The sequence below is a fragment of the Pseudomonas putida genome (genome assembly GCF_030159595.1).
Classification (GTDB): domain Bacteria; phylum Pseudomonadota; class Gammaproteobacteria; order Pseudomonadales; family Pseudomonadaceae; genus Aquipseudomonas; species Aquipseudomonas putida_AC.
Genome location: NZ_BSKJ01000004.1, coordinates 309,374 through 329,743, shown reverse-complemented (window position 1 = coordinate 329,743; position 20,370 = coordinate 309,374). Strand labels below are relative to the sequence as shown.

At 61.1% G+C, this 20,370-nt stretch carries 19 protein-coding genes; 5 read left to right on the top strand and 14 right to left on the bottom strand.

The window, feature by feature from the left end:
- Position 1: 1 nt before the first annotated feature.
- The 6 genes from QQL85_RS11440 to QQL85_RS11415 all read right to left on the bottom strand — a co-directional run bounded on the left by QQL85_RS11440 (position 2) and on the right by QQL85_RS11415 (position 6,269).
- Positions 2–979 (bottom strand): glycosyltransferase family 2 protein, encoded by a 978-nt coding sequence (locus QQL85_RS11440; RefSeq protein WP_284353634.1) that lies wholly within the window; start codon positions 977–979, stop codon positions 2–4.
- Positions 980–984: 5 nt separating this feature from the next.
- The gene (locus QQL85_RS11435; protein WP_284353635.1) at positions 985–1,509 is read right to left on the bottom strand and encodes a serine O-acetyltransferase; all 525 of its coding nucleotides are present in this window, start codon (positions 1,507–1,509) and stop codon (positions 985–987) included.
- Positions 1,510–1,517: 8 nt separating this feature from the next.
- Complete coding sequence (locus tag QQL85_RS11430; protein ID WP_284353636.1) at positions 1,518–2,474, bottom strand: glycosyltransferase family 2 protein; 957 nt, start codon at positions 2,472–2,474, stop codon at positions 1,518–1,520.
- Positions 2,467–3,084, bottom strand: coding sequence for an acyltransferase (locus QQL85_RS11425; protein WP_284353637.1), 618 nt, complete (start codon positions 3,082–3,084; stop codon positions 2,467–2,469). The genes QQL85_RS11430 and QQL85_RS11425 overlap by 8 nt, the downstream gene beginning before the upstream one ends.
- Before the next feature lie 105 nt (positions 3,085–3,189).
- Positions 3,190–4,656 (bottom strand): FAD-dependent oxidoreductase, encoded by a 1,467-nt coding sequence (locus tag QQL85_RS11420; protein WP_284353638.1) that lies wholly within the window; start codon positions 4,654–4,656, stop codon positions 3,190–3,192.
- A gap of 236 nt (positions 4,657–4,892) precedes the next feature.
- Positions 4,893–6,269, bottom strand: a complete 1,377-nt coding sequence (locus QQL85_RS11415) for an oligosaccharide flippase family protein (RefSeq protein WP_284353639.1) — start codon at positions 6,267–6,269, stop codon at positions 4,893–4,895.
- A 95-nt stretch (positions 6,270–6,364) separates the two neighbouring features.
- On the opposite strand from QQL85_RS11415, the gene QQL85_RS11410 reads away from it, so the two are divergent.
- The 3 genes from QQL85_RS11410 (at position 6,365) to galE (ending at position 11,578) form a co-directional block, all read left to right on the top strand.
- Positions 6,365–7,891 carry an O-antigen ligase family protein gene (locus tag QQL85_RS11410; protein ID WP_284353640.1) on the top strand — a complete coding sequence of 509 codons (1,527 nt, stop codon included), beginning with the start codon at positions 6,365–6,367 and terminating at the stop codon, positions 7,889–7,891.
- 5 nt (positions 7,892–7,896) lie between these two features.
- Complete coding sequence (locus QQL85_RS11405) at positions 7,897–10,497, top strand: cellulase family glycosylhydrolase (protein WP_284353641.1); 2,601 nt, start codon at positions 7,897–7,899, stop codon at positions 10,495–10,497.
- A 106-nt stretch (positions 10,498–10,603) separates the two neighbouring features.
- Positions 10,604–11,578 (top strand): UDP-glucose 4-epimerase GalE, encoded by a 975-nt coding sequence (gene galE / locus QQL85_RS11400; protein WP_284353642.1) that lies wholly within the window; start codon positions 10,604–10,606, stop codon positions 11,576–11,578.
- Positions 11,579–11,623: 45 nt separating this feature from the next.
- On the opposite strand, the gene QQL85_RS11395 is transcribed toward galE, so the two are convergent.
- The 8 genes from QQL85_RS11395 to QQL85_RS11360 all read right to left on the bottom strand — a co-directional run bounded on the left by QQL85_RS11395 (position 11,624) and on the right by QQL85_RS11360 (position 18,473).
- A complete protein-coding gene (locus tag QQL85_RS11395) occupies positions 11,624–12,430 on the bottom strand; it encodes a CpsD/CapB family tyrosine-protein kinase (protein WP_284353643.1) in 807 nt (268 codons plus the stop codon).
- Positions 12,431–12,441: 11 nt separating this feature from the next.
- Positions 12,442–14,004 (bottom strand): GumC family protein, encoded by a 1,563-nt coding sequence (locus QQL85_RS11390; protein ID WP_284353644.1) that lies wholly within the window; start codon positions 14,002–14,004, stop codon positions 12,442–12,444.
- A gap of 19 nt (positions 14,005–14,023) precedes the next feature.
- The gene (locus QQL85_RS11385; protein WP_284353645.1) at positions 14,024–15,139 is read right to left on the bottom strand and encodes a hypothetical protein; all 1,116 of its coding nucleotides are present in this window, start codon (positions 15,137–15,139) and stop codon (positions 14,024–14,026) included.
- Between the two features lie 24 nt (positions 15,140–15,163).
- On the bottom strand, positions 15,164–15,721 hold the full coding sequence (locus tag QQL85_RS11380) for a polysaccharide biosynthesis/export family protein (protein WP_284353646.1): 558 nt from the start codon (positions 15,719–15,721) through the stop codon (positions 15,164–15,166).
- A 265-nt stretch (positions 15,722–15,986) separates the two neighbouring features.
- Complete coding sequence (eppA, locus tag QQL85_RS11375) at positions 15,987–16,163, bottom strand: EPS-associated small membrane protein EppA (protein ID WP_284353647.1); 177 nt, start codon at positions 16,161–16,163, stop codon at positions 15,987–15,989.
- A gap of 248 nt (positions 16,164–16,411) precedes the next feature.
- A complete protein-coding gene (locus QQL85_RS11370) occupies positions 16,412–16,954 on the bottom strand; it encodes a helix-turn-helix domain-containing protein (RefSeq protein ID WP_119370054.1) in 543 nt (180 codons plus the stop codon).
- 128 nt (positions 16,955–17,082) lie between these two features.
- Positions 17,083–17,739, bottom strand: a complete 657-nt coding sequence (locus QQL85_RS11365) for a CoA transferase subunit B (protein WP_004576290.1) — start codon at positions 17,737–17,739, stop codon at positions 17,083–17,085.
- A 35-nt stretch (positions 17,740–17,774) separates the two neighbouring features.
- The gene (locus tag QQL85_RS11360; RefSeq protein ID WP_284353648.1) at positions 17,775–18,473 is read right to left on the bottom strand and encodes a CoA transferase subunit A; all 699 of its coding nucleotides are present in this window, start codon (positions 18,471–18,473) and stop codon (positions 17,775–17,777) included.
- A gap of 140 nt (positions 18,474–18,613) precedes the next feature.
- On the opposite strand from QQL85_RS11360, the gene QQL85_RS11355 reads away from it, so the two are divergent.
- Together QQL85_RS11355 and QQL85_RS11350 are read left to right on the top strand one after the other, a co-directional pair.
- Positions 18,614–19,519, top strand: a complete 906-nt coding sequence (locus QQL85_RS11355; protein ID WP_284353649.1) for a LysR family transcriptional regulator — start codon at positions 18,614–18,616, stop codon at positions 19,517–19,519.
- Complete coding sequence (locus QQL85_RS11350; RefSeq protein WP_284353650.1) at positions 19,507–20,328, top strand: aldo/keto reductase; 822 nt, start codon at positions 19,507–19,509, stop codon at positions 20,326–20,328. Before QQL85_RS11355 ends, QQL85_RS11350 begins: the two co-directional genes overlap by 13 nt.
- Positions 20,329–20,370 lie beyond the last annotated feature (42 nt).

Here is a 20,370-nt window from a genome sequence, read left to right as displayed (position 1 = left end):
CTCACTTGTACTCGATCAAAGCCGATTTTCCGGCTGCCAGGCGGTGGCGCAGGAACTTGAGCTGGCCGAGCATTTCGGGGAACTTGCCCAACACCAGGAACACTGCCTGCAGCCAGTTCTCGCGCGCCGACTTGCCGCCACGGCGCGCCAGACGCACGGCCTGCAGCGGGTAGATCAACAGCATCAGCAGGCCCCAACCACCCAACAGCAGGCAGGCCAGCACGATCACCACAGGGATGCCCAACCCCCACAACCAGGCCCGACGCGACTCACGCAGCCAGTGCCGCTCGGGTGGCTTGCCATGCAGGTAGGCGCCCTCGGCATAGGCGTGCCCGGCACGCAGGCTCCGCCGCCACCACTGACTGAAACGGGTCATGCCGGCGTCGTGCAGGGTCATTTCGGCGGCCAGGCGCCAGACTTTCCAACCGTTGGCGCGCAAGCGCACGCACAGTTCAGGCTCTTCTCCTGCAATCAGGTCGGGGCGGAAGCCGCCAACTGCGGCAAAAGCGTCTGCGCGCATCAGCGCATCGCCGCCACAGGCCTTGGCCTCACCGATGGGGGTGTCCCATTCCAGGTCGCACAGCAAGTTGTACACCGAGCGCTGAGGGAAGCGCTCCCGCCGGCGCCCACACACCACCGCCACACCCGGGTGGTCGTCAAGAAACGCCTGCGCCGTGGCCAGCCAGCGGGCATCCACCTCGCAGTCGCCATCGACGAACTGCACCCGCTGCATCGCTGGCAAAAGCTGCTGCAAGGCGGTAAAGCCTTCGTTGCGGGCACGTGCAGCGGTGAACGGAATCGTCATGTCCAGTGCCAGCACGGCCACCCCCAGGCTGCTGGCTAGCTGCAGCGAACCGTCGGTGGAGCCCGAGTCGACATACATGACCTTGTCCGCACCCTGCGCCAGCGAACGCAGGCAGCGCTCCAGGCGCTGGCCTTCATTGCGGCCGATCACCACCACGCCGATTACCGTTGCCATAGGCCTCACTCGACAGGCGCCATCGCGGCCGGTTGCCGGGCCTTGATGATCGCGGGCACACCCACTGCCAGTGAGTTGTCCGGCACATCCACCAGCACCACGGCATTGGCACCGATGATCACGTTGTTGCCAATGCGAATACTGCCCAGGATCTTGGCCCCGGTGCCGATATCGACGTTGTTGCCGAACACTGGGGCAATCGGCTCATCGACATTCTTCAAGCCCACCACCACGCCGTTGCGGATGCGGCAGTCGTCGCCAAAACGGGCATAGCCGCTGACAACGATGCCGCCAAAATGGTCGATGACGAAGTTACGACCGATCACCGCCTCGCATGGGAGCTCGATACCGGTAATGATTTGCACGAACTTGAACAACACCTTGTAGATCAGCGAGCACAGCTTGCGCAGCAAGGCCGGGCGCACGCTGTAACGCCAGCGGCCGAAACGGTACACCAGCAGCACCCAGAAGCCCTGGGCGCCCCAGTCGCCGCCATGGGCCCGAAGGTCGGCACGAATATTCTCGAACATGGCTCCACCTACCTTGTCGGTTGGCTGGCGTACCGGGTCTTGAACAACAATGACCAGGTCGCCCGGCAATGACGCCAGCAGGCCTGAATCGCGCCCCAGCCGCGTCGCCTCAACAGCGCTTTGAGTGCCAGCACCAGGTCGCCAAGGGTGACCAGCAGCATGTGCAGGGCTAGCCCCGACACCCCGTGATGCTTGCGGAAGTACAGCAACTCGCTTTCGATCTGGTAGGACGAAATCTGCCGGCTGGCCGCCTCCAGCTCCGCTACCGACTTGGAGCTTTCGCCTCCGATGTGCACCACCGTGGTATGCGGGTAGAACACCACTTTCCAGCCTGCCTCCTTCACCCGCTTGCAGTGGTCCACCTCCTCGTAATAAAGGAAGTAGCGCGGGTCGAACAGGCCTACCTTGTCGAGCACTTCGCGGCGTACCAGGTAGAAGCAGCCGGGCAACCAGTCACACTCGCGCACTGATGCGTGGTCCCAATTCATTTCGTCGACCATCTTCAACCCTGGGAAGAACCGCCCCAGCCCAGTACGCCCGACAAACACGTTGAGCGGGGTGGGAAAGTAGCGGCAACTCGGCTGCAGGTCGCCATCGCGCCCCTCCAGACGCACGCCCAGCACGCCGCACTCCGGGTGGGCATCCATGTAATCGAGGGTTTTCTGCAGGGAGTCGGTGGCAACGAAGGCATCGGTATTGAGCAGCAAGGCATACTTGCCCTTCAGGTGCGCCAGCAACTGGTTGTTGGCCCGGCCGAAACCCACGTTCTGCTGGTTGCTCAGCAGCAGTGCTTCGGGGCACACCTGGGCCATGCGCTGCACCGAGTCATCACGCGAGGCATTGTCCACCACCAGGTAGCTGGCCAGCCGCTCGCTGTCGGCCCGGCGCAGCGCATCGAACATCGGCTGCAGCAGCCCGGCGGTATTGAAGTTGACCACCATGACATCCACAGGTTTGCTAGCCATGTTTGCTGTCCCCGAAGAAATACTGGCGCCTTTGCGCCATCAGCAGCGGCTCCACTTCCGGGTCGTAGGCGCCATTACGCTGCTTGACCAGATCAATCCACGGGTACGCTTCGCAACGCGCCTCGACCCGTTTGATCAATTGTTCGGTGGTACAAATGAATTCAGCCGGGTTGCCACCGTAGACGGTGCCTGGCGGTACATCCTTGGTCACTACCGCGCCTGCCGCCACGATCGACTCCGGCCCGATGGTCACACGGGGCATGATGATGGCGCCGTGGCCGATGAAGCAGTTGTCCTTGATATCGATAAACCCGACCGAATCCAGGTGCTTGCCGAAGCGATGCTCGATCAGCAATACCACCCCGTCATGACCGATCAACGTGCAGTCGGACAGGCCCACGCTGTTGCCGATGCGCACCAGCGACGGGTCGAGGAACTTGCAGCCTGTGTTGACGAAGAAGTTGGTGCCGACCGAGTGAAAGTTGCCCCAGCGGGTGAGGTAGGCGCCCCATTCAAGCCCTGATGGCCTGCAGAAGCGCCTGTAGAACGTGCCTCCCCGACCGGTTGCATGCGCATAATGCGCCACTGCCTTGCGTATCCATCCCTTCATACTGCTTGGCCTCGCGATCAAAACCATCTGGAGTATCCCTGAGGCGTTCCGGTCTCGTTCTTCTGGGTGCTGACCGCAGCGCACTCAACCCATGTACAACATGCTTCATGCCACGGCGCCTCGGGCCGCCGTCATCTTGGCATTGAGGTGGTCGGCCAACCGCACGGCAAACTGCAGCAGCGGCATGGTCGGGTTGGAGGCGCCGCCCTTGGCGAAAATACTGCTGCCGGCGACGTAGAGGTTTTCTGTACCAAACACCTTGCAGTTGGGATCGACCACACCGTACTGCGGCGAGGCGGCCATGCGCGTGGTGCCCATATGATGGGCATGCGGTGCCATCTTCAGCGGTATCGACGTGTCGTAGACAAAGTCGTTGAGCTTGACGAAACCCAGGTCCATCTCGGCGAACTGCTTGGCCAGCTCGCTGCCAATGCACTTGATGGTGTGCCGGTCATCGGCGTTCAGCGCCCAGTTGACATTGACCTTGGCCACGCCCAGGGCGTCCTTCTCGTCCAGCAGCGAAATGCGGCTGTGCAGGTTGGGGAACTGCTCGATCATCGTGCTGATCACGCCGTCACCGGGGCAGCTGAACTTGGCCACGAACGCTACCTTGCTGGCAACGCCCCAGTCACAGGCCAGGTTTTCGAGAAAATGTTTGACCTCGGCGGTACGACCATAGGTTTGCACGTCGGCCAGCAAGGCCGCCGTGACATTGCCCTTGCCGGCCTTGTACTCGTCGACGAAGGCATCGGTGGTGTAGTACTGGCGCGGCTCCGGGTCCTGCCCGGACTTGAGGATGAAGGTGCCCAGGTCGATGTTCAGGTGCTCCATGAAACACCCACCGACCAGCCCTTCCTTGCTCACCACGCCCGCGCCCACCAAGGTCTCACTGTTGAGCAACTGCCGGGCATTCTCGATGGCACCTGTGGCCAGAATGAAGTTGCTTGCCACCAGGCGCTGCCGATTGTGCTCGTAGTCGGACAGGAGCACGGCGGCCAGGTGCCCGGAAGCCTTGTCGAATTCCAGGTCCACGCAGTTGCAATTGATGAACACGTCCAGGCCTTTGGTTTGTTCGAGGGCCGTGGCGTACTTCTGCGCAAAACGCGTGGGTGGGCTAAGCAGAAAGCGATCGGGCTCGAAGTCCCCGCCATTGAGGCCGGTATTCATTGCGCGAAAATCCGACCCGGGCTGCAGGTCGACAATATCCATGGCCGCAGGCAGGTAACCCTCGATCTCCGAATAGGCAATAGGCCAGCCAGGCAGGTCGCCTGGCGGAGGGATGGAAAAGTCGGAGGGCGTGAATGGCCGACAGCGCCCTGCCCAGTGGTTGGAAGTGCCGCCCAGGTAACGCAGGCGGGTTTCCTCGGCATACAGTTCAAGGCCTGTGGACGCGCAGGCATACAAGCCTTGCGAGTGCGGCGAGTACTCACGCCCTCCGCCTTCGGCGAGCAGCACGCTCCAGCCTGCTGCGGCCAGGCGAAGGCCAAGGGTGATGCCTGCCGGCCCTGCGCCAATGATGCAAAAATCGTAATGGTCACGCAGCGCCTTCTGCTGTTGATAATCCTTGATCATGCGTGTTCGTTCCGAAAGTAGCGGGACGGCAATACCCAACCGTTGATTACCACGAACCCGGTTTTTTCGGCAGGTTTGCCCGCGTCAGCTGCAGAAACGCCGAACATCGCGCTGCCTGCGCCCAGCAAGACACAACTCTGGAGAAAGCCTCTACGCCCTAACTGCCCAGAACAAAAAGTGAGCTTCCCCATGATTGCGCGCCCTGTCCCCATGAATGTTTCACTCAGCCGGCCGAACTACAGCCAGTTGAAAAAGCTTGTCAGCAATGACCCGCACAGCGCCCCGACCAGAAGCATCGGCAACACCAGCAGCTCACGCTTGAGGCTGAAGATATCCAGTTTGCAATTCACATAAATGACCAGCACCAACGTCGGCACGGCATGCAGGGCGACGCCCCAGATCGCCCACTCCACGCCGCCAATCGCCAGCAACAACGGCAGCAGCCCCCATAGCGAGACCAGGCGGATGATGTTGTCCATGGCCTGATACTTGGTCAGCCCCAAGGCAATCCACACCTGATGAGCCAAGGTATAGCGCAATACGATGAACGAGAGCGAAAGAATTGCCAGCATCGGCCCAGCTTCGCGGTAGCGATCGTCATACATCCAGCCAATCAGCAGTGGGCTGGCAGTCAGGAAGCCACCACAGATGAACAGCACCAGCAGGTCGACCAGCAAGCGGAAGCGGAAATACAGCGCCTTGAGGCGCTCCTTGTCGTCGGCCCGGGCTGCTTCGCTGAAGGCGGGCAGCGCCACTGCCCCGACAATTTTCATCAACGCTGTCTGCACCGCGCCAAGGATCAGCACGGCAATCGAATAGACCCCCAGCTGCGCTGCCGACATACTGGCGCCGAACCAGATGCGGTCCCCGTACATGGCCAGCACGCCCACCATCGACGACAACAGGATCCAGCGACCAAACACGATCAGCTCGGTCAGTGCCGTACGGTCCCAGCGCAGGTGGTTGTTTGGCCCCTCGAGGGCGGTATGCCCCAACACGGTCCAGGCTACCGCCGAAACAAGGCCAGAAATCACCAACGCCCAGATCGAGTGAGTCAGCAAGCCCAGCACCAGCATCACCACCAGGCCGGCTACCTGCGAGGCCAGGTCGACCAGCACCACACGCTTTTGTTGGAACGTGCGTACAGCCACATCGATCTTGGTGGACTGGAAACCCCAGATGGCGGCCGACAACCCGGTCACCGCCAGCACCATGGGCAGCACAGGTGCGGCATAGGTGGAGTCCGCCGGCCACAGTTCGGCCAGTTGGGCCAACCAGGCACCCAGGGCCAGCAGCAAGGTCAGGGCAAACAGCACGAAACCGCGGATGATCTGTACGGTCCAGGCGGTATTGAGAAAGTCCGGGTCGTCACCCCGGTGGCTCTGGATGATGTTTTGCCGCAGGCCGACATCGGAAAGCAGATGCAGCAATATGGAAACGGTGGTGGCAATGACCATTACCCCGAACATTTCCGGCAGCAGCAAGCGGGCCATGATCAGATTGCCGCCCAGGCGCATGACCTGTGAAGCCACCTGCGAGACCAGGTTCCACGACCCGGCCCTCAGGGCCCGCTTGCGCAGACTCGCGGTGGCTGACACATCAATCGCCGGCATGACTTCAATCTCTGACTGATTGGCTAAAAGTCACTATAGTTTCAATTAGCCACGATGCTAGCCGTTGCCCACCGAGGGAAAGGTGTACATAGCCGATGCCTGAACATTTTCGTGCGTTGATCGTCATCCTGTTTTTGGCGAGTGTGGTCTTCCTGCTGGCGCGGCGGCCCGCTACCGACCTGATTCCGCTCAGCGACTACAAGCGCCGGCGCAATCTGTGGTTCCTGCTGACCCTGCTGGCCTTTGCCTCGCACAGCTTCTGGCTGTACCTGGGTGCGGGCGCGGTCATCCTGTTGCTTGCCGGGCGCCGTGAGCACAACCCCATGGCGCTGTTCTACATGCTGCTGTTCCTCATCCCGCCCGCGTCGGTGCAGGTGCCCGGGTTTGGCGTGGTCAACTACCTGGTCGACCTGAACCATATCCGCCTGCTCACCCTGTGCGTGCTGCTGCCTGCCGCGCTGCAGCTACGCCGTCAAGCTGACACCCTGCGTTTTGGCCGTACCTGGGCCGACAAGCTGCTGGCGGCCGGCCTGCTGCTGATGAGCGTGCTGTATTTGCGTGAAACCACCCCCACCGACACCCTGCGCCAGGCGCTGTACCTGTATGTCGACGTATTCCTGCCGTATTACGTGGCCAGCCGTGGGCTGCGCCAGATAAGCGACTTCAAGGACGCCATGCTGGCCTTCGTGCTCACCTCCTTCGTCATGGCGCTGATCGCCGTGGCCGAATATGTGCGCCACTGGCTGCTGTACAGCGCCTTGGTCGACGCCATGGGCGTGCCCTGGAGCATGTCGGGTTACCTCAGCCGCGGCGGCGCGCTGCGTGCCAGCGTCACCACCGGCCAGGCGATTGCCCTGGGCTATGTGATGAGCGTGGCCATCGGCTTGTTCCTGTTCGTCCAGGGTTATGTGCAACGCCCGCTGCACAGGGCCATGGGCGCCCTGCTGCTGGCCGCCGGGCTGTTCGCGCCGTTGTCTCGCGGCCCGTGGATCGGCGTGGTAGTCATCGTGGTGGTGTTCATTGCCTTGGGAAAAGGGGCTATCAAGCGCCTGACCCTGCTGGCGGCGGCCGGCATGCTCGCCCTGCCCTTGCTGACCATCGTGCCGGGTGGCGAAAAGGTGCTGGACCTGCTGCCCTTCATTGGCAACCTGGAAAAAGAGAACATCACCTACCGCGAGCGACTGATGGACAACGCGTGGATCGTCATCCAGCGCAACCCGCTGTTCGGCTCGTTCGACTTCCGCAACACCCCGGAAATGCAGTCGATGATCCAGGGCGAAGGCATCATCGACATCGTCAACACTTACATCAACCTGGCGCTGCGGGTTGGGCTGGTGGGGCTCGGCCTGTTCGTGGCGTTCTTTGCCGTGGTGCTGCGCGGGATCCGCAGGGCCATGCTCAGCTTCGCCGACAAGGACGACGAACGACGGCAGCTCGGCCGGGTGTTGCTGGCAACGCTGATCGGCATTCTGGTGATCATCTTCACCGTCAGCAGCATCACCTTCATCCCGGTGGTGTACTGGTCCATCGCCGGGTTGGGCGTGGCCTACATCCAGATGGTTCGCCGGCTGGACGACAGCCAGGCCATGGAACTGGCCGAACCCGGCCTACAACCCAGGTAATGTTCATGAACGTGCTTTCGCTGCGTCCTTTCGTGCGCCTGTCGGCCATTGCCGGCCTTGCCTTGCTGCCATTGGCCGGCTGGGGCTCCGGCTGGCAGGTCAGCGTCGATGAACAGAATGGCCTGCCCACCGTGACACATGGCGGTGGCCCGGTGATGAAGGCCAAGTTCGACTTCTGGGCCGCCAACTGGAGCTGGACTGGCTTCTATACCGACTTCAAGGTCAATGGCCCCTATCACTACACATTGCGGGGCAAGAACAAGGAACTGGACTTCGACCTGGCGGCGGATATCCGCAAGGAGCAGGCGCAAACCCTGAGTTGGGCCTTCGACCTGGACGCCCATAGCCGCCAGGCCGGTGTGATGGGTGGCGGCATGGTGTTCCAGTTCGACCCGGCGCAAATCGCTGGCGATATGGGCGCTCCGCAGCTGCTGGCCGACAATCGCGGCTGGTCCTGGGGCAAGGCTGACCAAGGCCGGCGCATCGAGATGCGCTTCGACCCGCCACTGGCCAAGGTGTATTTCGAGCGTGGCAACCCATCCGAGTTACGTGCGTTCCTCTATAAAGACCCGATCAGCGCTGGCAAGCAACAACTCAAGGCTGTACTCAACGTGACCGGCGACATCGAGCTGGGGCCCACGCCCACTGAGCGCTTCGGCCTGGCCGACCCCGCCAGCTGGCCTGATGACCAGCTGGACTGGCGCACCTCGCCGGTGGACCTGTCGTTCCTCAACGCGGCGGAAAAGCCCGCCGGCAAGCGAGGGTTCGTCAAGGCGGTCGGCGAACAGCTGATGTTCGAAGACAATACCCCGGTGCGCTTCTGGGGCACCAACCTGTCCGCCTACTCGCTGTTCAAAAGCCCCGACGAAGAAATTCGCCAACAGGCCAAGCGCCTGTCAGCACTGGGCTTCAACCTGGTGCGCCTGCATCACCACGACTCGCCCTGGGTCAGCCCCAACGTATTTGGCGACGGCACGCTGGTGCGCGATACCCAGCAGCTCAGCGCCGAGTCGCTGCGCAAGCTGGACGTGTGGATCAAGGCGCTCAAGGACGAAGGCATCTACATCTGGCTGGACATGCATGTACAGCGTGCACTCACCGCCAATGACAGCATCGACGGTTTCAAAGAGCTGGCCAAAGGCGAGGACCGCGTAGACCTGAAAGGCTACGCCTATGTGAACACCAGTATTCAACAGGCGATGAAGCGCTTTGCCGAGCAGTACCTGACCCATGTGAACGAATACACGCGCCTTGCCTACAAGGACGACCCGGCCATCGCCGCCGTGCTGATCACCAACGAAAACGACATTACCCAGCACTACGGCAACGCCCTGATGCCGAACAAGGATGTACCGCTCCACAGCGAGCGCTACATGAAGGCGGCCAAGGCCTTCGCCAGGCAATACGACCTGCCCGAAGACCTCACCTGGCGTGCCTGGGAGCACGGCCCGTCAAAGCTGTTCCTCAACGACCTGGAGCAGCGTTTCAACGCCGACATGATCGCCCACCTGCGCAGCCTGGGTGTGAAAGTGCCGATCGCCACCACCAGCACCTGGGGTGGCAATGGCCTGAGCGCACTGCCGGCATTGACCGCAGGTGATGTCGTCGATACCCACAGCTACGGCGCCATCGGCCAACTGGAGAAGAACCCGTTGACCAGCGACGGCATGATCGACTGGATCGCCGCCGCCCAGGTAGTGGGCAAACCGCTGACCGTCACCGAATGGAACGCCGAGCCTTTCCCACTGCCCGACCGCCACTCGCTGCCGCTGTATGTGGCCGGTACTGCCAGCCACCAAGGCTGGGATGCCCTGATGCAATATGCCTACAGCCAGCAGGGCTTCAACCCGGGCTGGCGCACAGCGGATAACTGGCACGCTTACAACGACCCGGCGATGATCGCCACCCTGCCCGCAGCCGCCCTGCTCTATCGCCGTGCCGATGTGAAGCCTGCCACCACCCATTATGTATTCGCACCGACGCCCGCCACCCTGTACAACCAAGAGATCACCCCGCGAAATTCACCCTTGTTGCGCACAGCCATGGAGAAGGGCCAACTGCAGATTGCCCTGCCGAAAACACCTGAATTGCCGTGGCTGAAGCCGGCCGTCATTCCCGCGGGTGCGCAAGTGCTGCAAGACCCGGGGCAATCGCTGCTGGCCGCTGATGCCACCGAGTCGGTGACCGACACTGGCGAACTCAAGCGCAACTGGCAGCAAGGCATCTACACCATCGACACACCGCTGACCCAGGCTGCCACCGGCTGGCTGGGAGGCCGTGCAATCAGCTTGAGCGCCGTCCAGGTGCAAACGAAAACGCCTTACGCCAGTGTCGCGGTGCAGAGCCTGGACGGCAAACCCTTGGGCCAGTCGCGTGAGCTGCTGCTATCACTGGGTACCCGCGCCGTGCCTAAGGCCGACGACAAGACGCCGTTCAACGTCGAACCGCTGGAAGGCAGCCTGACGATCAAGGCGCCCGCCGGGCTGAAACTGTTCGCCCGGGATGCACAGGCACAACTCAAACCACTGCCGGCAACATACAAGGACGGGCATTACGTCATTACGTTCGACAGTAACTACATGTCCAACTGGCTGTTCTTGAAATAGGGCATCTGGCCATCTACGCTCAAGTCACCTGTAGCTGGCCCACTCACCTGTACTTTTCAGGGACGGTTCACTGCGTCTGTAAAACAGCAGGTCACAGGAGGTGCGGATGAAGTTCCTGGTTGTCGGTGGCGCCGGCTATATTGGCTCGCACATGGTCAAGCACCTGCTCGCGGCCGGCCACGAGGTGGTGGTGGCGGACCTGGTTGCGCCTGCGCCTGGCGTTCAGTGGGCCAGGCTGGACATCGCTGACGAGGCCGCACTGGATGTGTTGTTTGGCGTGTGCCGCTTTGATGCCGTCTTTCACTTTGCCTCGTTCATCCAGGTAGGTGAGTCGGTCAGCGCGCCTGGCAAGTACTACCAGAATAATGTCGCGGCCACCCTTAGCCTGCTGCAGGCCATGGTGAATGCCGGCATCAAGCATCTGGTGTTTTCTTCCAGCGCGGCCGTTTACGGTAATCCGCTCTATATTCCGATCGATGAAGCGCATGCCAAAGGACCAATCAACCCGTATGGGCTGAGCAAATGGATGGTTGAGCAGATTCTTGAGGACTTCGACCGGGCCTATGGCTTGAAATCAGTTTGCCTGCGCTATTTCAATGCGGCAGGCGCTGACCCGGAAGGCCAGCTGGGAGAGCGCCACGAACCGGAAACCCACCTGATCCCGCTGATCCTGCAGGCTGCTTCGGGCCGACGTGAGGCGGTGACGGTGTTTGGCCGGGATTACGACACGCCGGATGGCACCTGTATACGCGACTATGTGCATGTGGCCGATCTGGCGACGGCACATGCGTTGGCGGTGGATTATCTATTGGCGGGTGGCGAGCGTACGGCGTTCAACCTGGGCAATGGCCATGGTTTTTCAGTGCAGGCGGTGATCGATACTGCCCGTGCGGTGACTGGGCGGGAAATCCAGGTAATCGACGCCCCACGTCGCGCCGGCGACCCGCCCCGGTTGGTGGCGGATGCCGGCAAGGCAATCAACGTATTGGGTTGGCGGCCGGAGTTTGTATCGCTGGAGCAGATTGTGCGGCATGCGTGGCAGTGGGAGTTGCAGTATCCCTGGACTACGCGGCAAGGCTGACATCATTGGGGCCGCAAAGCGGCCCCAATGGTTTGATTTTCTGCCTCAATAATAGGTCCGCGGTTGCTCGTCAGCCTTGTTCAGCACGGTCCCGATCAGGTTCACCTGCCCCAGGTGATGCAAGCAATCCTCGATTTCCTTCTTGTTGTTCATCCCGTTGGCCACCACCAGCAACACACAGTCGAACTTGGGAATCACGGTGATCGCATCGTCAGAGCTAAGCAACGGCGGCAAATCGAAAATACAGATGCGCGATTCGTAGCGGTTACGCAAATCGCTGATCAGGTTGTTCACCTTCGGCGAAGACAGCATCTCGGTCGACAATGGCACGGGTACCCGCGTAGGCAGCACCACAAAGCGTGGCAGGGTCGGGTTGACCAGGCACTCCTGCAGCTCGGCCTTATCCGTCAAAAACTCGTTCAGCGCCTGTTCCATGGGCAGGCCCAGGCTGCTGCCGACCTTGGGCCGGCGCAGGTCGAAGTCCACCAGCAGCGCGGTCTTCGTGGTGTGGTGGGCGATGCTCATGGCCAGGTTGATCGCCAGCACCGTCTTGCCCGCTTCAGGTGTGGGCGAGGTGATGGCCAGCGTTCGCCAGCCGTTTTCGTCCATCGCCCTGATTACCTGCGTGCGCAGCAGGTCGATTGGCCCGTTCATGCTGGAGTTCTTGTTGTAGGCCACGATGCGGTGGCGCTCCAGGTGTTCCGCGCGCAACGGCACCACCTTGGTGTTCACATAGTCGAACAGGCCAGGCACTTCCGCCAGCGCCGTCCCCGGGGCAGGTGACAAGGCCTGGGGAGTTCCCGGCGTCACCTGGTGAACGTTATTGCCAACAGACGGCTTGATCCTGTCCATCACTGCTTTCCCTATGCAAACCGAGACATGACTTTGAACAACAGCACATCCAGTGGCATGTAGAACACGTGCACCAGCACTACCATGATAGCCGCCAGTGCCAGCGCCGCCAGGATCAGCCCGTTACGCCAGCGTTTACGCCTGGCCACATCCGCTTTGGTATCGATGTACGGCAACGCCACTAGCACGCGTTTGCCCAGCAGGTTTTCCAGGGCGCCGACGCCGCGCACACGCTGGTTGAGCATTTCCAGCAGCATCACCAACGCACCCCCGCCTGCCGGTGCCAGCACCAGGCCCAGGGCCGCGATCTTCTTGCGGTTGGGTTTGATCGGTTTCTCTGGCATCAACGGTGGTTCCAGCAGCACGAAGCGCTCGGCCTTGTTTTCCTGTTCCAGGCTTTCGGTAATCTTCGCGCCCATTTCCTTGGCGCGGATTTCTTCGTACTTCTTGCGCGCGTTGTCGTGGTCGCGCATCAAGGTCACCAAGCCACGCTCGACCTGCGGTGCTTCGAGGATCTCGGCCTCGTAGCCTTCCATCTTTTTGGTCAGTTCGCGCTTCTGCTCGGCCAGCGAACTGATCCGCTCCTGGGCTGCACTCATCTTGGCGCGAACACGGGCGACGTCGAGGCTCACCGTAGACGCCGCTGCCGTGCGACCGCCGGTGGCTTCGAGCGCCTGAATCTTGCGCTTGATCGCCACCACATCCGGGTGGGCGTCCTTGTAGCGGGTCAGCAAGCGGGCGTACTCAGCCTTCAGGCTCGGCAAGTCCTCAGGCTGGTCGGCGCTCGCTGACTTGCTGCCTTCGGTAGCCTTGGTGGCCAAGCCGGCATTGGCCGCAGACAACTCCAGCTCCAGGTAGCGCAGCTCTTCCTGGGCAGCCTTGTAGTCACGGTCGACTTCACGGAACTCCAGCTCAGAACGCGACAACATGTTCATGCGCAGGGTCTGGTGCTCGGGCAAGGCGTTGGCATGGGCCTGCTTGAAGTCGGCCAGCTGGTTCTCCAGGCTGGCCAGCTCGGCACCCAGCTTGTTGGCCTCTTGGGTGAGAAATTCGGTGGTTTCGTTGGCCCGTTCGGTGCGCTGCTTGAGGTTTTCGTTGAGGAACAACGTCACCAGTTCGTCGGCCACTTCCTTGGCCACCTGCGCCTGCTTGTGCTCGAAAGACACATTGAACGCCACGGTCGCTTCACCACGCCCACGCACGAAGGTGGTGAGGGTTTCGACCACGATGGCATTGCGCATCTGGTCGATCTTGTCGCTTTCGCTGAGGCGCTTGTCGGCGAACAAATCGTATTTGCCTATGATGCGCAGCAGGTTCTCACGGGTCATCACCCGTTGGCGGATCACCTCGATACGCTCATCGGCAAAGCTGGTGTTGTTGGTGGACACCAGCTCGGGCGAAATCTGCTGCGACTCCACCAGGATGGTTCCGGTCGACTGGTAGATCGGCGGCACCATCAACGCGACGGCCACGGTCGCGGCAAGAATGACTGCGGCACTCACCCCTAAAACCAGGGCCCTGTCCTTGATAATGGCGATGTAATCCCTGAGGGAGAGTTCGTAGTCAGACTTCATGGGGCCACCTGCCTGAAGTTCAGATGTCGGGGTACCTGTACGTCAACGTCAAACCAACGATCGTAGCGGTTGCGTCCGCTACATGGTCCTGCTGCCGTTCCTTGTACATCAGCGACAGGCGCAGGTCCCAGTACGGCGAAAACTGGCGGCTGGCCCATACGCTGTAAGTCTGTAGTGTGTTGGGGCTCTGCCCCTTGCTGTCTTGCCAGGCCGCGTCCGCACCTACCCGGTTCAACTCGCTGACCGCGTAACTCCACACACCGCGTAACTGGTCCAGCTCGGCGAAGCCGCCTTCGGCGCTGGCCACCGTGCTGCGTTCGGCGGTAAAGCTGGCATCGGCCCGTACACCGGTGTAAAGCAGCGATAGGCCGCCCTCCCCGCGCCGGCCGCCTTCGTCACCGGACACTTCGTTGACGCCTACATGCGCATCGGCACTCAGGCGCTCGGACAATTGATACTTGACCCCTACCGCCGGGGTGTAGCTGTTGGACGCTGTCGCGGTAAGGTCTTGCTCGGGCTCATACCGCCGCGCACCAAAACGGGTGTACAGATCAGCCCGCTCGCTCCAGGCGTAGGTCCAGGTAAAGACGTTCGCCAATTCGTCGTAACCCGTCAGCGTACTGATGTCATAACGGGCACGGTTGTAGGTGGTTTCGTTACTCAGGGTGCTGCGCTCGGTAACCGCCTGGCTCCAGTTGCCGGTCAGCGTATACAGCTTTTGCGTACCATCGGTGGTGATCACGCCAGTGTCCAGCACTGTCCCCGACAGGGTCGAGCTTTCGTTGTAGCGTGCTACCAGGCCAAAACGCCCGCGCTCGGTCGTGCGTTGCCAGCCCAGGCTCAGGTCAGGGTCTTCCCGATCATCGACCACGTCCGTGTCGGATGAGCGCAACACATTCATGCCCAACCCCAACCTCAGTTCGTCACGATCGAAGGTACCGATCAGGGTGTAGTTCGGCGCGATGATCGTGCGCGTTATGCCCTTTTCCCCCGACGTCAGCAACAAGGGGTTGCTGTCGTATTCGACGGATGTCGGTACCACCACCGTAGACTGCCAATTTGCCGCCAGGACCGCGTCCGTAAACGGCAAGACCAAGATTGCCGTTGCAATGCGTGTTGTTCTAAGAAGAGGCATTAAATGTTCTTATTAAAGGCAAGATCAAGGAACGACCAGCGTGTCGCCAGCCTGAAGTTGGATGTTGGTGGACATGTCCCGCCCAGACACCAGGTCCTTATATCGCACGGGCAGGATCTTTTGGGAAGCGCCGGTACCACGGACTACCTTGATATCGCTTTCGTCCGCAAACTTGTCCAGGCCGCCCGACATGCTCAGGGCCTGAAGCACCGCCGTAGGGCCTGCCATTTGCACCGGGCCCGGCTTGATCACTTTGCCTTGGACATAGACCAGGTTGCCGGCAATGCTCTTGACGACAACACTGACGTTCGGGTCGGGGAGAAATTTTTCGAGTTTGGCAGCCACCTGCTTTTCAACTGCCGTTACATCCAGCCCGGCAACATCGATGCGCCCGGCCAAGGGGAAGGTAATACTGCCATCGGGTAGTACGGTGGCTTCTTGACGCAGGCTGTCTTCCTGCCACACCGAAACCATGACGACATCACCAGGGCTGAGCAGGTAAGCCGCACTGTTCTGGTCAGCGTTGCCTACACCCGACCACACCGTCAGCATGCAGCATGCAGCAATCAATGAACGCTTCATGAGGGTCCCTCCGGCCAAATGGCCCGACAAAGAGCACTGAATGAGAACAGCACACCAACTCTCGCTCCGCTTCGCAGCCTATACCCGCCGCGATGGCCTCGACCTTCCTGGAGGCCTTTACCTTGACGCTGTGACCTGGGGTGCAACGCCCTGCGATCTCGGGCCTTCTTGGGCTACTGGGAATATAGCAACGGTTGGGAAATTCACAAGCCGGGCCCCGGGCTTGCGACAACCAGTGCCCACTTCTGAGAGGGGCTGATCGGTCTCAGATTTTTCTTCTGTTGGCCACCAGCACAAAGCCAACAACGGCAAATGCCATCAACCAGCCTGCGGTTGAAACAGGAATGATACTGTTTTGATTTACATACGAATCTGCTGCGCGAGCGGCACCACTCAGCAACACCAGCAAAAACATCGATTTGATAATCAGAGTCGTGCGCATACGCCCCTCCTAAAAACAGGAAAATCAATTAGTTATTGGCGCGGTGTGGCGGGAGTTGTTTCGCTGTTGAACTGAGCTTATGGGCACAATGACACTACGTCAATGATCCGACACCATAATAAAATTCAATGGGAGATGGGCGATATAGTCAAAATATCGACACGCAGAATGTGTAGCGAGGCATTGTCGTGATGAAGGCTGCGTTCTACGCGAAAGAACGCATGGGGGCGTACCGTGCCCCCTGCTTTTCATTCGTCTGCGTGGTGAACCACAACCAACAACTGCGCCGGCTGCGCGCCCACTGAGCGTAGCCGGTGCGGTGTCTGGGCGTTGAAATGCAGGGCATCGCCCTGTTCCAGCAGCACCCGTTCGTTCATGAAGTCCACCTCTACCTGGCCGGCATGCACGAACAGAAACTCTTCGCCCTGGTGCTCCTTGAACGTGGGGTCACTGAACTCGGAAGGCGGTTGAATCAGGAACGGCAAGAGGCTTCGCTGCCCCACCTGACTGGTGAGGGCCGCATACCCCGGCCCTTGACCATCGCCTACCAAAGCCTGGCGTTCGCCATGGCGCACCAGGCTGTAGCGGCTCGGCCCTGTCTGTTCTTCGGCGAACAGCTCTTCAACATTGACGTTCAGCGCCCGCGCCAGCTTAAGCGCGGCTGCGATCGAGGGGGTGTTAAGGCCGCGCTCGACCTTGGACAGGTAGCTTTTGGTCATACCGGTCTTTTCGGCCAGCACTTCCAGGGTCATACCCAGTTTCTTACGCAGCAGTTTCAATCGGATAGACATGTGACGCGGGCTTCCCAGGCTGAAGCCGCCATGATACGCGTCTAAAAGCTGACGCCAAGCCTGAGAGCCCTTTCAGCTGTTGCATTCGCGGGTGAAACCGCCCCCACAGGGTAGAGTCGCGTGATACCTCAGAAGGTCATTTCCTTCACATCATCCGGCACGATCAGCTTGCCGGCGGTTTTCTCGATGATTTCCTCGACACTCACCCCTGGCGCGGTCTCGCGAAGGATGAAAGCGCCGTCTTCGATTTCCAGGTAGGCCAGGTCGGTCAGCACCTTGCGAATGCAGCCAGCACCGGTGAGTGGCAGGCTGCACTGCGGCAGCAGCTTGGACTCGCCGTCCTTGGAGGCGTGGGTCATGGTGACGATGATGTTATCGGCGCCGGCCACCAGGTCCATGGCCCCCCCCATGCCCTTGACCAATTTCCCCGGGATCATCCACGAGGCGATGTTGCCCTGCACGTCCACCTCGAAAGCACCCAGCACGGTCAGGTCGACGTGGCCGCCACGGATCATGGCGAACGACTGCGCCGAATCGAAGATCGAGGCACCGCGGCGGGCGGTGACGGTTTGCTTGCCAGCGTTGATCATGTCGGCATCAAGGGTGCTTTCGGTAGGGAATTCGCCCATGCCGAGCAGGCCGTTTTCCGATTGCAGCATGACATCCATGTCGGCGGGTACATAGTTGGCCACCAAGGTCGGAATGCCGATGCCCAGGTTGACGTAGTAGCCGTCCTTCAGTTCACGGGCAACGCGTTGCGCCATCTGTTCGCGGGTCAGTGCCATGGTCAGGATCTCTTTGTTGTTCGGGTGGATGGCGCTCAGGCCTTGACGGTGCGCTTTTCGATGCGTTTTTCGAAGGTGCCGACGATGACGCGGTCCACATAGATGCCCGGGGTGTGGATTTCGCTGGGCAGCAGCACGCCGGGCTCGACGATTTCTTCTACTTCGACCACGGTGATCTTGCCGGCGGTGGCCGCCAGCGGGTTGAAGTTTTGCGCGGTGTTGCGGTACACCACGTTGCCGTAGTGGTCGGCCTTCCAGCCCTTGACGATGGCGAAGTCGCCAGTGATGGACTCCTCGAGGATGTACTTGCGGCCCTTGAACTCGCGTACTTCCTTGCCGTCGGCAACCGGGGTGCCGTAGCCGGTGGCAGTGTAAAACGCCGGGATACCGGCACCGCCCGCGCGCATTTTCTCGGCGAGGGTACCCTGCGGGGTCAGTTCAACCTCCAGCTCGCCGCTCAGCAACTGGCGCTCGAACTCGGCGTTTTCGCCCACATAGGAGGCGACCATCTTGCGGATCTGCCGGTCTTCCAGCAGTACACCCAGGCCGAAGCCGTCGACGCCGCAGTTGTTGGAAACCACGGTCAGGCCCTTGACGCCACGCCGCTTGATTTCGCTGATGAGGTTTTCCGGGATGCCGCACAGGCCGAAGCCACCGGCCAGTACCGTCATGTTGTCGGTCAGGCCTTCAAGGGCCTGTTCATAGGTTGCAACGCGCTTGTCCAGTCCGGCCATGCTGATCCGCCTTTTGTAGTTGTTGAACCGACGAGGCTGTCGGTGAGCGTGTGCAGACATCTTCACCGCAAGCGACTGATTTGTTAATTTTGTTTTCGTCATCGATTAATAACTTTTACAAAACAAATGGCGGGCCTGTCATGAACGTCAAGCAATTGCGTGCCTTTGTCGCCGTGGCCAAGTACCAGAGCTTTGCCCAGGCCGGCGAGCACCTGCATGTCTCGCAACCCGCCTTGAGCCTGACCATCAAGGCCCTGGAAGAAAACCTCGGCGGCGCCCTGCTCAGCCGCACCACGCGCAGCGTCAGCCTGACCGCCGAAGGCGAAGTGCTGCTGCCACTGGCGCGGCGGCTTCTGGCCGACTGGGATGACACCGAAGAGATGCTGCGCCAGCGTTTTACCCTGCAACTGGGTCGCGTGTCGGTGGCGGCCATGCCGGCCTTCGCCGGCAACCTGCTGCCTCACTCGCTCAAGGTGTTTCGTCAACGCTACCCCAAGGTCAACGTCACCGTGCATGACGTGATCAATGAACAGGTGCAGGAACTGGTGCGCCATCGTCGCGTCGAACTGGGCATCGGTTTCGAGCCGGACAACATCGACGGGCTGGACTTCCACCCGTTGTACATGGATCGTTTCGTCGCGGTGGTCCCTGCCGATTCGCCCCTGGCACTGCTGCCCGAAGTGAGCTGGGCACAGCTGATGGCCGAAGACTTCGTCGCCCTGCAACGCCCTTCGGCGGTACGCCTGCTGATGGAGCAGAATGTGGCGGCCCAGCACGGGAAACTGGCCGTGGCCTTCGAGAGCCACCAGTTGGCGACCATCGGCCGTATGGTCGCCAGCGGCCTTGGGGTCAGTGCCGTGCCGGCGCTGTGCATCAATCAGATGCAAGAGCTGGGCGCCCGCTGCGTAACCTTGGTGGCGCCAACGGTCGAGCGGCGTATCGGCGTGATTGCCCTCAGCGAACACAAGCTTTCCACCGCAGCGCAGGCGCTGCTTGAGGTTCTGCATTCCAATACCCGGATCCCGGAGGTGACATGCGTTATGTGAAACTGGCAGGTTCGAGTGTTCCGGCCATTGGCCAAGGCACCTGGTATATGGGGGAAGACCCTGGCCGCAAAGCGGCAGAAGTGGCGGCCTTGCAACAGGGCATCGAGCTGGGCCTGACCCTGCTCGACACGGCTGAGATGTATGCCGAAGGCGGGGCTGAAGAAGTGGTTGGCCAGGCCATTGCGGGGCGCCGCGACCAGGTGTTTCTGGTCAGCAAGGTGTACCCGCACAATGCCAGCGCACGCGGCATGGCAGCTGCCTGCGAGCGCAGCCTCACACGTCTGGGGACTGACTGCATTGACCTGTACCTGCTGCACTGGCGTGGCCAGCACCCGCTGGAAGAAACCGTCGATGCCTTCGAGCGCTTGCGCGAGCAAGGCAAGATCAAGCGCTGGGGCGTGTCCAACTTCGACGTAGACGACCTGCGCGAACTGCACAACCCAGACTGTGCCACCAATCAGGTGCTGTACAACCCGGCTCAGCGTGGCATCGAATTCGACTTGCTGCCGTGGTGCGAGAAGCGCGCATTGCCGACCATGGCCTACTGTCCACTTGCCCAGGCCGGGCGCTTGTTGCAGCACCCCGTGCTGGCAGAAATCGCCGAGCGCCATGGCGCCACGCCGGCCCAGGTCAGCCTGGCCTGGGTGACCCGCAATGACGGGGTGATCGCCATCCCCAAAGCCGTGACACCTGAGCATGTGCGGCTGAATGCTGCCGCAGGGACGTTGACCTTGACCCGTGAAGACCTGCGGGCGATCGACCGGGTGCTCCCGGCGCCTACCCGCAAGCAGCGATTGGCAATGGTGTAACCCCCAGCCTTGAGCCATTTGGGGACGCGTTGCGGCCCCAAT

Excerpts from the sequence above, each read along its gene's own strand:
- QQL85_RS11355 (WP_284353649.1), top strand. The coding sequence starts at position 18,614 with ATGAACGTCAAGCAATTGCGTGCCTTTGTCGCCGTGGCCAAGTACCAG.
- eppA (WP_284353647.1), bottom strand. The coding sequence starts at position 16,163 with ATGCGCACGACTCTGATTATCAAATCGATGTTTTTGCTGGTGTTGCTG.
- QQL85_RS11390 (WP_284353644.1), bottom strand. The coding sequence starts at position 14,004 with ATGAAGTCTGACTACGAACTCTCCCTCAGGGATTACATCGCCATTATC.
- QQL85_RS11365 (WP_004576290.1), bottom strand. The coding sequence starts at position 17,739 with ATGGCACTGACCCGCGAACAGATGGCGCAACGCGTTGCCCGTGAACTG.
- QQL85_RS11425 (WP_284353637.1), bottom strand. The coding sequence starts at position 3,084 with ATGAAGGGATGGATACGCAAGGCAGTGGCGCATTATGCGCATGCAACC.
- QQL85_RS11420 (WP_284353638.1), bottom strand. The coding sequence starts at position 4,656 with ATGATCAAGGATTATCAACAGCAGAAGGCGCTGCGTGACCATTACGAT.
- QQL85_RS11350 (WP_284353650.1), top strand. The coding sequence starts at position 19,507 with ATGCGTTATGTGAAACTGGCAGGTTCGAGTGTTCCGGCCATTGGCCAA.
- QQL85_RS11360 (WP_284353648.1), bottom strand. The coding sequence starts at position 18,473 with ATGGCCGGACTGGACAAGCGCGTTGCAACCTATGAACAGGCCCTTGAA.
- QQL85_RS11380 (WP_284353646.1), bottom strand. The coding sequence starts at position 15,721 with ATGAAGCGTTCATTGATTGCTGCATGCTGCATGCTGACGGTGTGGTCG.
- QQL85_RS11435 (WP_284353635.1), bottom strand. The coding sequence starts at position 1,509 with ATGTTCGAGAATATTCGTGCCGACCTTCGGGCCCATGGCGGCGACTGG.
- QQL85_RS11440 (WP_284353634.1), bottom strand. The coding sequence starts at position 979 with ATGGCAACGGTAATCGGCGTGGTGGTGATCGGCCGCAATGAAGGCCAG.
- QQL85_RS11415 (WP_284353639.1), bottom strand. The coding sequence starts at position 6,269 with ATGCCGGCGATTGATGTGTCAGCCACCGCGAGTCTGCGCAAGCGGGCC.
- QQL85_RS11410 (WP_284353640.1), top strand. The coding sequence starts at position 6,365 with ATGCCTGAACATTTTCGTGCGTTGATCGTCATCCTGTTTTTGGCGAGT.
- QQL85_RS11370 (WP_119370054.1), bottom strand. The coding sequence starts at position 16,954 with ATGTCTATCCGATTGAAACTGCTGCGTAAGAAACTGGGTATGACCCTG.
- QQL85_RS11385 (WP_284353645.1), bottom strand. The coding sequence starts at position 15,139 with ATGCCTCTTCTTAGAACAACACGCATTGCAACGGCAATCTTGGTCTTG.
- galE (WP_284353642.1), top strand. The coding sequence starts at position 10,604 with ATGAAGTTCCTGGTTGTCGGTGGCGCCGGCTATATTGGCTCGCACATG.
- QQL85_RS11405 (WP_284353641.1), top strand. The coding sequence starts at position 7,897 with ATGAACGTGCTTTCGCTGCGTCCTTTCGTGCGCCTGTCGGCCATTGCC.
- QQL85_RS11395 (WP_284353643.1), bottom strand. The coding sequence starts at position 12,430 with ATGGACAGGATCAAGCCGTCTGTTGGCAATAACGTTCACCAGGTGACG.
- QQL85_RS11430 (WP_284353636.1), bottom strand. The coding sequence starts at position 2,474 with ATGGCTAGCAAACCTGTGGATGTCATGGTGGTCAACTTCAATACCGCC.